This is a genomic window from Floridaenema flaviceps BLCC-F50, from assembly GCF_041929275.2.
GTDB classification, from domain to species: Bacteria; Cyanobacteriota; Cyanobacteriia; order Cyanobacteriales; family Aerosakkonemataceae; genus Floridanema; species Floridanema flaviceps.
This window is the reverse complement of record NZ_JBHFNR020000002.1, coordinates 1,921,927-1,934,882: the sequence shown is the minus strand read 5'-3', so window position 1 is coordinate 1,934,882 and position 12,956 is coordinate 1,921,927. Positions and strand designations below refer to the sequence as shown.

At 41.6% G+C, this 12,956-nt stretch carries 9 protein-coding genes and 1 pseudogene; 8 read left to right on the top strand and 2 right to left on the bottom strand.

Features of this window, described 5'->3' with window-relative positions; translation table 11 throughout:
- The first annotated feature begins 627 nt into the window (after positions 1–627).
- From ACE1CI_RS28880 to ACE1CI_RS28860, 5 genes and pseudogenes are all read left to right on the top strand, one after another.
- The gene (locus tag ACE1CI_RS28880) at positions 628–999 is read left to right on the top strand and encodes a Mo-dependent nitrogenase C-terminal domain-containing protein (RefSeq protein ID WP_413265724.1); all 372 of its coding nucleotides are present in this window, start codon (positions 628–630) and stop codon (positions 997–999) included.
- 947 nt (positions 1,000–1,946) lie between these two features.
- Entirely contained in the window at positions 1,947–2,720 is a 774-nt protein-coding gene (locus ACE1CI_RS28875) for a hypothetical protein (RefSeq protein ID WP_413265723.1), read from the top strand.
- 95 nt (positions 2,721–2,815) lie between these two features.
- Positions 2,816–3,070, top strand: coding sequence for a hypothetical protein (locus tag ACE1CI_RS28870; protein WP_413265722.1), 255 nt, complete (start codon positions 2,816–2,818; stop codon positions 3,068–3,070).
- A gap of 4 nt (positions 3,071–3,074) precedes the next feature.
- Positions 3,075–4,251 (top strand): annotated as a pseudogene (mltA, locus tag ACE1CI_RS28865) (murein transglycosylase A).
- A 563-nt stretch (positions 4,252–4,814) separates the two neighbouring features.
- A complete protein-coding gene (locus ACE1CI_RS28860; protein WP_413265720.1) occupies positions 4,815–6,737 on the top strand; it encodes a cation:proton antiporter in 1,923 nt (640 codons plus the stop codon).
- 96 nt (positions 6,738–6,833) lie between these two features.
- On the opposite strand, the gene ACE1CI_RS28855 is transcribed toward ACE1CI_RS28860, so the two are convergent.
- On the bottom strand, positions 6,834–7,535 hold the full coding sequence (locus tag ACE1CI_RS28855) for an esterase/lipase family protein (RefSeq protein ID WP_413265719.1): 702 nt from the start codon (positions 7,533–7,535) through the stop codon (positions 6,834–6,836).
- Between the two features lie 223 nt (positions 7,536–7,758).
- Between ACE1CI_RS28855 and ACE1CI_RS28850 the strand changes: the two genes are divergently transcribed.
- The 3 genes from ACE1CI_RS28850 to ACE1CI_RS28840 all read left to right on the top strand — a co-directional run bounded on the left by ACE1CI_RS28850 (position 7,759) and on the right by ACE1CI_RS28840 (position 10,998).
- Positions 7,759–8,472, top strand: a complete 714-nt coding sequence (locus ACE1CI_RS28850; RefSeq protein ID WP_413265718.1) for a precorrin-2 C(20)-methyltransferase — start codon at positions 7,759–7,761, stop codon at positions 8,470–8,472.
- A 175-nt stretch (positions 8,473–8,647) separates the two neighbouring features.
- The gene (locus tag ACE1CI_RS28845; protein WP_413265717.1) at positions 8,648–9,943 is read left to right on the top strand and encodes an energy transducer TonB; all 1,296 of its coding nucleotides are present in this window, start codon (positions 8,648–8,650) and stop codon (positions 9,941–9,943) included.
- Positions 9,944–9,957: 14 nt separating this feature from the next.
- A complete protein-coding gene (locus ACE1CI_RS28840; protein ID WP_413265716.1) occupies positions 9,958–10,998 on the top strand; it encodes a bifunctional heptose 7-phosphate kinase/heptose 1-phosphate adenyltransferase in 1,041 nt (346 codons plus the stop codon).
- A gap of 328 nt (positions 10,999–11,326) precedes the next feature.
- Here the strand turns inward: ACE1CI_RS28840 and ACE1CI_RS28835 are convergent, their stop codons facing one another.
- Positions 11,327–12,952 carry a CapA family protein gene (locus tag ACE1CI_RS28835; protein ID WP_413265715.1) on the bottom strand — a complete coding sequence of 542 codons (1,626 nt, stop codon included), beginning with the start codon at positions 12,950–12,952 and terminating at the stop codon, positions 11,327–11,329.
- Between the last annotated feature and the right edge of the window lie 4 nt (positions 12,953–12,956).

The window sequence follows — 12,956 nt, the reverse complement described above, 5'->3', positions numbered from 1 at the left end:
ATTTATGGATTTACATGATGTTCAGGATTAATCCATAAAACTCAGATCTTGCACCCTCCAGCCTCCATTTTTCGTTCCATTTGTTGAACCTGGGAACGAGGACACAACGAGGACACAGGAGGTTCTACCTCCTTTGAGTGCAAGATCTGAGTAAAAATTTCCCCGCGTCACCAGACACGATAGGTTAGTAGCTGCTTCTTAAGAAACCAGAAAAATTCCGGCTAGGAAATTCTGGTTGCAGATATACTCCTTTTGGGTATTCGCTAGTTAGTGATTGGTGGGATTGGTAATTAGACCTATTCACCAATCGCCTTTTTATGAGTTAGTACAATTACTCAAAGTTATTTTTATGGGTTGTCAGTTTCTGTATAAAGTCAGTATACTAAACCGTGCATTAATTTAATTTCGTTAGTTCTACTGAAGCAAAAACATCCGGTTTTCAGGCAGTATAAAATGGAGTTGTGTAAAGCTAGAAGCACAACTCATCCATAAGTTAGAGTTTTTAATAATTCTGACAGGTGAAAATCACTCAAATGGGAGTGGTCATACCGTAAATCCATTTGAGATCATGTATTCAACCAGTAGAGGAATTTATCCACCTCTCTTGGAAGCTTGGAGTTATGAAAAATGAATGTACCTCACTCTACCATAGAAGACCGTCAGGTTACAACCTTGATTTGGACAACTCAACAAAATGTTACAGTTGGAGACATAAATAACGATCGCGGTGGAAAAAAACGCTTTGATTTACTACAACCGCTACGCCGGATACTGGACAATATGGATGTTCGAGATCCAGAATTAGCGCATCGTTTGTGTGAAATGATTCCAGCGCAATGTCCATTTGAGCGTGATGTTAAACTGTTTGGTCGTAGCTTGTTTCACATTCCGCCATTGTGTAAGTTGAATCCGCTTTATGAAGAAGTGTCTAACTTACGTTTTCGCGCTTTGTGTTACCTAGCTGATGAATGTGGAGAAGATGTATCGCATTACTGTTAATTCTTCCGGCTAAGAACGGGAATAATTGAGAGGAGGGGAGATAAATTTGAAAAGCGATGCGACTTGCCCCATCAGCCCTATCTAAAACTCTACTAACTTAAACTTGATGTTGGTGTAATTGCTTGATTATTTATTTGGTGTCACGGGTTAAGATTTTGCTTTCTCTAGCCTCACAGAAAGAGTAGAAACCTGGAATGTTAGCTTTTCGATTTGAGTTTTGGGAATTAGCGATCGCATAGCCTGAAAATGTTGTGGCTGGTTAATTAAATTGTTAAGCAAGCTCTGGCAAAAATTTCAAGGCAAAAAAGCTTACCCCGCCTGGTAAAGGGCGGTTTTTTTTAGGGATTAATCAGCGAGAACTTTATAATTGTGCGAGTATTCACACTCACAAAAGTGAAGTTTCTTTTCATATACTTGATCTCTAATAAGAGGGTTGATAATCTAACAATAGAAGCAAAGAAAAAGCTTCCCTGGCAGATCAAACAGCCTGGTGTCACGTAACTAAAGTAAAAAAGAGGAAAAAACAGCTGTTTAACTTACGTCTGTCTCGTCCGAAAACAACACCCAACCGGAACATTGATATTTCCTAAGCTGGTTAACTGAGAGCAATACAATGATTTTTAAATCAGTGTAACTCTAGATAGTATTACCAATTACAGGAAATCACTCGATAAGTAAGGCTTGGGTGTTGTTTTGTTTAGGTGACTGGGTAAGTTTTGAGTTTTGAGTGAGAGAGTTTTGAGTTAGTTTGGGGAGTCAGAGAGTTTTAAGTTTTCAATTTCCCTTGTCGCCTTGTCGCCTTGTCGCCTTGTCGCCTTGTCGCCTTGTCCCAGGAGAACCCTTCCCTGACAAAAATGTTCCGAGCGATTACCGATCGCCCAACAGAGGCGGAAAAATCTTAAAATATAAGATCTGAAAACTTTGCTATTGGTATTAATTTAAGTATTATGGCGATTATTGCGCTGAGAGCTTGGTATCTCCAGAAGTATGAGCCACTCAAAGAACTGGAGAAACGTCCCCACGACTTGCGCCTCAGTCAGAATAGTTTGTTAAAGTCGGGGTTACGGGCAGACTTTTTAGAAGATAGTCAGGAAGTCAAGCGATCGCCCTGGTTTGAGAGATATTTGGACGGGGAAACTGTAGAATTTTACATTGAGGGTAGTGGCGGCTATGCGATTGCCAACATTGATTTAAGTAGCCATGAGATCTATTTCACCAAACTTACGGTGATGGCGGATTTAGAACCGACGATTTTTCTGTGTTATCAAAAAGAATATGCTTCGGCGAGTGAAGCTTTACGGGAAGGGTTACAAAACGCTGTGGAGAAGTTGAATGAGCGATCGCGTTTAACATTAAACCTGGTAGAATCACAACGTCCCACAGATAGCCCGCTGCGGTTGAGTGAGATCGTGATGCGGAAAGTCCGCAAAAGTTTGTTGTTTATTGCTGATAGTACAGCGATCGCTCGTGTTGAAGGTGAAGGAATGCCAGCACAATTAATTCCTAGTCCCAAAGTTTGCTTAGAACTGGGTTATGCGCTACAAAGCAAGCGTAGCGAACAAATTTTGTTAGTGCAAATGGAAAGACCGGAAATGAGGGGACAGTTTCCCTTTGACTTGCCAAAGTACCGAAGATTGTCGTTTAAAGATGCCACAGAATTAGAGAAAATGCTGCCAAGTGCGATCGAAGCGCAACTGGGACGGTATAATCTATTCTCTTAAGTGGTTAGATGGGGCAATTGTGGGAAATTTTGTCAGATCTTTAAGCGACTTTTGCCCATAATATGATTCCATACAGTAGAGAATAGCTTTCTATTATGCCCAGAACTCCTTCTGAATATGCAGTACACCTATTAATCGAAGGTGGTCACAGGGAAGAGGTGCGTTTCCCGACAATTCAAGACTTTCAAAAGTGGTATAGCGGGGAACTGGTGCCAAAATCTGCCTCCAATGACTTTATTAACGTACCAATTAAAAACATTCAGGGAGAATACATGGTGGTACGACCATCCCGTGTGCTGGCGATTCGAGTAGAACCAATTTTCACATCAAGTATTGACCGAGACAGCTAGATTGATGATTAACACGCTAGGTACTTTCGCCCTTAGTTTGGGCATTGTGTTGGCTCAAATCCCAAGTCTGACAAGGCTTTACTCCTAACAGGAACTTACCACTGCAACCGATTACGGAAGCACAGGAGCAACAGTTAGGTTTAGACGATCGCATTTGGGGTGATCCCGGTCAAACGGGAGATAAACAGGCTTTATTGCAGTCTATTGACAATAGCCTGAAATACTTGCAAACACCAAGAGCAGCGGCAGCTTACGCCAGGTATCCTGTAGCAGGAATTACTTTAGATCGGGTACAGCGCAGTTTGCTAAGGTTTCGCCAATTGGTACTTAACTCCCGTTCCGCAGCACAATTAAAAGCAGCTGTAAGAAGCGAGTTTGTTTTTTACCAATCAGTTGGTCAGGATAATCGAGGAACGGTGAAATTTACAGGCTATTATGAGCCGATTTATCAAGCTAGTCTGACACCGAACGAAACTTATCGTTATCCGATTTATCGCCGACCACCTAATTTTGAGAGTTGGCGAAGACCTCACCCAACTAGGTTGGAACTGGAAGGCAAAGACGGCTTGCAAGGTGCAAAAGGGCCGTTACAAGGGTTAGAACTAGCTTGGTTGCGCGATCGCTTTGAAGCTTTTCTAATTCACATTCAAGGTTCTGCCCGTCTGCAATTACCCGATGGCAGAATCATGAGTGTTGGCTATGCAGGGAAAACCGATCATCCTTACATCAGTGTGGGTAGAGAACTGGCGAAAGATGGCAAATTACCGCTCTCAGGGTTATCCATGCCCGTAATGATCGATTTTTTCCGTCGTAATCCCCAAGAATTGAGCGTTTATCTGCCACGCTATCGCCCGTTTATTTTCTTCCGGGACAATGACGGTGTTTCAGCAATTGGTTCGACTAACGTACCAGTGACGGCAGAAAGATCGATCGCTACTGATAAAAATTTAATGCCCCCTGGTGCTTTAGCCTTGATTAACACTTCCTTACCCTTTCCCAATAGCAGAGGTGACATGGAATTTCGCCAAGTCAGCCGCTTTGTCCTGGATCAAGATGCCGGAAGTGCGATTAAAGGCCCAGGTCGGGTGGATGTGTTCATGGGAACTGGTCAGTTAGCTGGCGATCGAGCTGGCGTAATGAAGACTAGCGGACAACTTTATTATCTGTTGCTCAAAGATTGAAGGTGAATGGGGACTCTTGACTAGGGGACTAGGGGACTAGGGGACTAGGTGAAATTATTAACTCTTGCATTCCAAACTTACCCAGTCCCCAGTCCCCAGTCCCCAGTCCCCATTCTTAATAAAGACAGCAGGACATTCTGATAAAATTATCCGCAATCCTGATTTTGCCGCTCAACGTACTTATCTTAAACAACTGGCAGATATTTACGGAGCATTGCATAATGCAAATAGATAGTAAAATAAAAAAGATTTAAAACCATTTTGGCTTCTTCTAAGAAACAAATTCTTCCCTTCTACCCTGGAAACCTCTGCCCTGGAGCATTTTTGCGGTGATTTTATAAAGTAGCAACTATCACTTTACTAATCAGTGTACTCCCCCAAGATCAGCAAAGCTTTTGTGCATTATAAATGAGGCATTTTGACCAAACCCAAAACCGAGGACTCTTGGGACTCTTGGGACTCTTGAGACCAGGGGAAATTTCTTAACTCAAAACTTTCCCTGTTCGCTGTTGAGGAGTTCCCTGTTCCCTGTTCTGATTATTAGCCTGCATCAATGAAGACCTATGGAAGCATCCTTTGAAATCACTCTGTTGATGGTCATTACTATCATCGCAGGCATAAGTGCCCAGGTGATCGCAGAATTTTTGAAAGTTCCCAGCATTGTCTTCTTACTTATATTTGGCATTTCTTTAGGGCCAGATGGGTTGGGTGTGTTGCATCCAAACTTGCTGGGTACTGGTTTAGAAGTAATTGTGGCACTCTCGGTAGCTGTAATTCTGTTTGAAGGTGGATTAAACCTGGAATTACGGGAACTGGGAAGGGTTTCTGGTAGTTTGCGGAATTTGGTGACTATCGGAACCCTAATTACTTTAATTGGCGGTGGAATGGCGGCGCATTGGTTGGGTGAGTTTCCTTGGCCGATCGCTTTCCTTTATGCTTCTTTGGTAGTAGTAACTGGGCCAACTGTGGTTAGTCCACTGCTCAAACAGGTGAAGGTCGATCGGCAAGTTGCTACCCTCTTAGAAGGAGAAGGGGTTTTAATTGACCCTGTAGGTGCAATTCTGGCAGTAGTGGTTTTAGATACCATCCTCAACCCCAATGCTAACCCGCTTTTAGCTTTGAGTGGTCTATTCCTGCGTTTGGGTATTGGGGGAATTATCGGTGCTGCTGGTGGTTGGTTGCTGGGTTGGATTCTCAAACGTGCCAATTTTATTTCCGAAGAACTGAAAAACTTAGTAGTGTTAGCGGGTTTGTGGGGTTTATTTACCCTAGCGCAAATGATCCGCAGTGAATCAGGGTTAATGACTACTGTAGTAGCAGGAATTCTCCTGAGAGCATCTTCAGTTCCCGAAGAACGTTTGATCCGCCGCTTTAAAGGTCAGTTAACTATTCTCAGCGTTTCTGTTTTATTTATTCTGCTTTCAGCTGATTTGTCGATCGCCAGTTTGTTCGTTTTGGGTTGGGGTAGCGTTTTTACCATTTTGGTATTAATGTTTGTGGTACGCCCAATAAGTATTGCTGTTTGTACCTGGAATAGTGACTTAAATTGGCGACAAAAACTTTTTGTCTGTTGGATTGCACCCAGAGGAATTGTTTCTGCTTCGGTAGCTTCTTTGTTTGCAATTCTGTTAACTCAAAGGGGATTTAACGGGGGAGATTCCATCAAGGCGCTGGTTTTCCTGACAATTATTATGACTGTGTTTTTCCAGGGATTAACCGCAGGTTTGATGGCTAAATTACTAAAAATTACTTCTACAGAAGCAACTGGTGTGGTAATTGTTGGTTCTCATCCTTTGGGAAGGTTGATTGCGCGAATGTTCCAAGAACGAGGCGAATCAGCAGTTTTGATTGATACAGATCCAGAAGCTTGTAAGTTAGCAGAACAGGAAAATTTGCGGGTTTTCTTAAGTAGCGCTTTGGATATGGAAGTATTGGAAAAAGCTGGATTAGCTACGGCGGGAACGTTTATTTCAATGACTAATAACGGGGAAGTAAATTTAGTGTTGGCGCAAAGAGCAACTGAAGAATTTTCTCCGCCAAGGGTTTTAGCTGTATTTCCTCGCGATCCTCAATTAAGTAACGACAACAAAAACCATCATAGTAAAATTCAACAAGCTTTTGTGCAACATTTACAAATTAAAAGTTGGAATGAATATTTAAATGATGGTAATGTGAAGTTAGGAGAAACTGAGTTAAAGGAAGAGGGTTTTGCTTTTCAACAAGCACATTTGCAAGCATTAATTCATTCAGGGGAATTTGTGCCTTTGTTGATGGAAAGGGATGAACGTTTGATGATAGTGGCGGCGGTGGAAGAATGGCAGGTTGGCGATCGCATTATCTATCTATTACACGATTTACGACCGAATTTACTCAAGCGTTTATCTGGTGCTAGTCCTTCTTCTCCTTTAACATTAGAAAAACTACCATTAGTTGAAGAAGTGCCAATTCCCTATCCCACCAGAGAACCTTCCTTAGAAAAAGCTTAAATTTCCAGGAAAAAAGAGGGCGACAGGGAACTACTAAGATACAGGGATAAGTGATTACAAATGACCAATGACAAGTGACAATTGACAATTGGCAAATTAAATTAAATACTTTGTCCAAAAGGGCAAAATTTCAGGAGAACCATACCAAAGTCCAGGGGATCTAGGAGAATGCCTAACTCCTTCAATAGTGAGATTTTCTGCGCCTTGTAAATGTGCTGCTTCGATCGGTGTAATTCCATCTCCCCAAGTTTCACCTTTACCACAAGTAATTTGATAACTGTTAAAAGCTAACCAACTTCCTTGTTTTCGCGCTCCAAAAATAGATTTTCCGGCAACACAAACATAACGAATTTGGTGATAAAATGCACTGGGATAGTTGGTGTTGACAAAATCTAAATTACGTTTTGTCCAACGTTCTAAACTAACATGGGGAGTTCCCAAAGTTATAAGTGTGGAAACATAAGATAGAGCACCCCAAAACGGATCTGATTCGATCGCATCACCATAAATAGTGTATGGTTTTTCTCCGATGTAAATTCGCGAAATCCAACCGCCTGCTGAGTGTCCAATTAAGTTAATTTTACAGGTGTTGTGGTACTTTATTGTTTGTTTGACTGTACGATCGAGTCTCCGTAAAATTGGCACCATCGATCGACCTCCCACCGTCGGCAACCAGTCTCTTTTTCGCAATGGTACTGTTACCGTAGGAAAACCAAGTGCTTCCAAGCTTTTCTCTAAGGGGATGTAAGCACTCGCACCTTCAAGATATCCAGGTAAAATAACAGTGGGTAAAGGCATTTTAGTTCTAATAGCTCTAATTTCAAGGTTCTACTGAGAAAGTTGTTTTGAAAAAATATTCTACAGTAGTTGATTATTTAACTTCTAGTAAGATTTTATGCTTACTGAGGGAATTTTTTGTTAGTATTTTTACTTAGATTTTTGGCAAAAAAGGATACATGACTTGGAGAACCCTTTGTTACCCTAGAAAAGTAAACAGTTAGTCAAAAATTTGTCAATTATCGTGCAAACAGGCACTCTCTACGGAATTAGTGTAGGCCCAGGAGATCCAGAATTAATTACCCTGAAAGGATTAAATTTACTGAAAAGTGTACCAGTTGTGGCTTTTCCGGCGGGAATTGGGGGCAAACAGGGAATAGCACAACGCATTGTTTCTCAATGGCTAAAATCCGATCGGGTGCAGTTAGCTTTAGAGTTTCCTTATCTACAGGATGAAGCGGTTTTAAATTCTGCATGGCAACTGGCGGCGCAGCAGGTGTGGGAATACTTGCAACGGGGTGAGGATGTTGCTTTTGTTTGTGAGGGAGATATTAGTTTTTACAGCACTTTTAATTATTTAGCGGCAACTTTGCAGCAGCAACACCCAGAAGTCAGGGTGCAGACAGTACCGGGAGTTGCTTCGCCAATGGCAGCAGCGTCAGCTTTGGGGCTACCTTTAACAATAAGGGATCAACGTTTGGTGATTTTACCTGCGCTTTATCGGGTAGAAGAGTTGGAGGCGGTTTTAAATTGGGCGGATGTGGTGGTGTTAATGAAGGTAAGTTCAGTTTATCCGCAGGTTTGGCAGTTGTTAGAGCAAAGAGATTTGTTGCAGCATAGTTATGTGGTGGAACGGGCAACTTCAGCTGAGCAAGTAGTGTATTATGATTTGCGCGATCGCTCCGAGTTGAAATTGCACTATTTTTCTTTGCTGATCGTCAAGCTGATTAGGGAGTAGGGACTGGGGATTGGGGCGGGGTTAGGGGTTAGGGGTTAGGGGTTAGGGAAAAACTCCTCTGTGCTCCTGTGCCCCCCTGTGCCCCCCTGCTCCTCTGTTAGTCTAAAGTCGCTAATATGAAATGTATTATTAAGGCCAGGATCGATCGCAAAAAACCTAGCTGAAGTTAACTGCTATGTCTCACATCTCACCCATGAACACCGTAACTGGAACCATGAATTTGCCGTTAGTTGTGGCAGCATTAACCTCTGTGGGGCTGCACTCGCTAATTTGGTTTTATCAACCAGTAGTGCCAATGGCTGATAAAACAACAGCAGCAAGCGATCGACGCAGCGTGAGAGTTGTACAATTAACGCCCCAAGAAATTCTGCGGTTGCCAGAATACGCCCAACAGACAACACAACCGACTTTACCTTTGCCCCAGATACAAACTCCCGCCAATCTTTTGCCTAGTTTGCCGCAAGCTCAATCAGAAATTACCTTACCACCACCACCGAGTTTTCCGATTTACAACCCCAATCCTAGCCCTTCCACTCCTGCACCTACTCAATCGTCAAAAACTCCAACTTCGCGCCGTCGCGATCGGACTACAATTCCTAAATCTCCCCAACAGTCCACAAAAAATAAGCCGAAAAATAATCAAACTTCCCAAAACCAAAAACCGGAAACTAAAGGAAACATAACCCTTGGTCAATTGAATTTGGGGTCACAATTCCCAACTCAACAGAGAACAAGTAGTCAGCCACAACAAACAAACCAATCTCAACAAAATAGTCAAACATCTAGTGGTGAATTTGGTGAGACTTATCAACGATTTCTCGCTCAACAGAATTTAGCTAGTACTTCGCAAACTACTCAGTCTCGTCAAACTGAAACGACAAATCAGGATAATCAAAATCAAAATAATGAGTCAACAGCTGGAACATTGACAGATAAAATTCGGTTGCAACGAAATTTAGTTGCTGGTGCTAGGAGCGAGCAAGATCAAAGAAGCAATGATGTCGCTGCAACCGGAAGCCAAAATCGCAATAATTCGAGTAATAATCGCAATCAAGCCGATGAAGAAGCTCGAATTAAAGTGGTTTATGGTTACAATGCTGCCAACACAAGCATTCCTCAAGGACTTGCTAATTATGAGGAATGGTTGAAGGAAAAAAGTAAGAAGTATCAAGGTAGATTAAATACCAAAAGAGTACCGATTACGGATTCAATTCGTTCTTCGTTTGATATAAAAGTACCAGATGTTACTCCGGCAGGAATTGCTGTTTTAGTTGACCCTGAAGGTAAAATTTTGGAAACAGAAATAATCCGCAGTACTGGTTATAAACAACTTAATGAATTAGCGATCGCGCAAATAAAAAAGCGTTCTTTTCCTGCGACTGGCAAATATGAAGCTTATCATTATTTCATTGAGGTGGATCAAAAAGATTTACCTACTGCTTCTGATGCTGCTAATCGTTCAACTAATTAAACTTTATCCTACCTATGACTCTGGATTCATCTTTCGCCAAACAACTGCGTAGTTCTTCAGAGCGATTGTTTTCATTCCTGGAAAACTTTCATCAAGTTAAAGTGTTAGTTGTGGGAGATTTAACTCTTGATGAATTTCTCACAGGACAAGTAGAAAGGGTATCTCGTGAAGCGCCTGTTTTAATTATCCGTCACGAACAAACAAGACAAGTGCCTGGTGGAGGAGCGAATGCAGTTTATAATTTGGCGAAGTTAGGGGCACAAGTTAAGGTAGTAGGGTTTTTAGGTAAGGATGAGCAAGGTCAAGCTTTGCGGCGGATTTTTGAAGCTGCTGAAATTGACACCAGTGGCATTTTTTTAGACTTGCTTCGTCCGACAGTGACAAAAACGAGAATTTCTGGGCACGCACGTCAGTCAGTAACGCAACAAATTGTCAGGGTCGATCGCAAATCTGACGATCTACCAGAGGAAAGTTTACAATTACAATTAGCTGATTACATTCGTTCTCAAGTTGGGAAAGTTGATGTAGTAGTTTGTTCAGATTATGGTGATGGTGTATTCACTCCCCATGTAATTGCAGCAGCTTTAACTCACCCTTTAACTATTGTTGATACCCAGCAAAATTTACAACGTTTTGCAGGTGCAACTTTGTTTACTCCTAATTTACCAGAAGCAGAAAAAGCTGTAGGTTATCCTATTTCTTCACCGGAAATTTTAGCCCTAGCGGGAAAAGATTTGTTGAGATTAACTCAGGCGCAACAAATTTTAATTACTCGCGGAGAATTTGGGATGAGTTTATTCGATCGTACTGATTCAACTACTTCCCATATTCCCGCTTTTAACCGTACAGATGTTTATGATGTTACTGGCGCTGGCGATACAGTTGTTGCTGCTTTAACTTTAAGTTTGTGTGCTGGTGCTTCAGTTTGGGAAGCAGCTGTTTTAGGCAATTTAGCTGCTAGTATTGTCATCCGTAAATTTGGGACTTCAACTACTACACCAGCAGAAATTAGATCCGCTTTAGAAACTTTATTAGATGAAGTAGAGCAATTTTAAATTAAAGCGTTCGTTGTGAGGACTTTAGTCCTACTGTTGCGTCAGGGAACGACTGAAGTCGTCACAACAAACCTATTGTTATTAGTTCGTTGTGTGGACTTTAGTCCTACTGTTGCGTCAGGGAACGACTGAAGTCGTCACAACAAACCTATTGTTATTAGTTCGTTGTCAGGACTTTAGTCCTACTGTTGCGTCAGGGAACGACTGAAGTCGTCACAACAAACCTATTGTTATTAGTTCGTTGTCAGGACTTTAGTCCTACTGTTGCGTCAGGGAACGACTGAAGTCGTCACAACAAACCTATTGTTATTAGTTCGTTGTCAGGACTTTAGTCCTTTTTTTCTTCCTGTTTAATGATGTGACCATTGAGATCAAAATTTAGTTCAGTTTTGGGAAAATCCAATTTAGTTAAATTGCGAATTAGGGGAATACTTTTAGCATCCTTATCAGGAAAAGGAATACCTCTTCTATCTAGTTGTACGGGAGTAATTTTGCCTGAAATAAAGTCTCCTTCTGAGTTCAGTTTAACTTCTAAAATCAAGGACTTTCCCAATACCCCGCTAGTAGATAAAGTTCGATATCCGACAAAATTTCCTAAAGAATAAGCAATCAATTTGCCTTTATATAATTCCATTGCTCTGGCAACATGAGGGCCATGTCCTAAGACTAAATCTGCGCCATTATCTATTAGTGTGCGAGCAAAAAGTACTAAGTTTCCCCGATTTTCACCGTAGAAGTTTTCCTGACGATTTTTAACTCGCATTGCGCTTGTTCCTTCAGCACCGCCATGAAAAGAAATTACGACAATGCTGGCTTTTTTTTTAGCTTCTTTGACAAGTGCGATCGCTGATGGTAAATCATTTAAAGAATTGTGCCAAGCCAAGTGACTAAAGCCAATAAAAGCAATGTCTACACCCTTGATGTTTTTATAGAGAATTTGGTTTTTTTTGCCTACTGCTCTAACGCCTACACTTTCTAGATTTTTAATGGTATCTTCAAAACCTTTTACTGTAAAATCGAACGAATGATTATTAGCAACATTCATCACAGTAAAGCCAACTTCTTTTAAAAGTTTGGCATATTCTGGAGGATTGCGAAAAGCATGAACCATTGGACGGCTAGTATCTTTTGCCGTGCGAGGATAGTTAGTTAATGTACTTTCAAAATTGCCAAATAATATATCCGCTCCTTGTAAGGATGCTTTGACATTTTGAAACAATTCTTGCTGATTTTTGGGCAATCTATTATTAGGAAAATTGGTTCCCGGAACAATATCTCCTACAGCTTTAAGCGTAATAGATTGTTTGTTGTCTATGGCGGTTGAAGTGACAGCAGCAGGTGTTTGTGTGGCTTTTGGTATAGGTTTTTTACTAGCTAGAGGAGTGGGAATTTTGATTTCTGGAATTGTCGGATTTTTGTGTTCTAAAGGTTGTAACTCCTGGCGTTTGTAGCGAACTGGTGAGTTAATTTGATAGCTGATAACTACACCTAATACGGCTACTATCAGCCAAGTAACACCACCCAATAACATTAAACGAATCTTTTTTTTAAATTTTTTTGTGTACTTTGGTGGTTTGCGCTTTCTTGGTTCTGGAGGACGAGTAGCTGGGGGTAGTTGGGGCGCAATGGGCGTAAAGTAGGGAGTTTGGGCTAAATCAAAAGCTTCAGTCCAACTGGGCCATTTGTGGTCGCTTTTGCGCCCGTAAAGCCTCACAAAATCGATGTGGTGCGGGTTAAGACGAGTAATTCCGTCAATAATGAAGCGCAAGTAGACCGATCGATCGGGAATTTCGTCAGCAACGAGGACGATATGTAGCCAATTATCTTTACATTTGGCGATCGCAGTTACGCCCTTTTTGGCGAGCACCTGGTTAATCAAGGCAGCGATCGCTTCTGGATTGCCTTCCTGCGCTAGGTTAACAATACTTTTCTGTTCCAAAGCCACCTGAGTCACAATT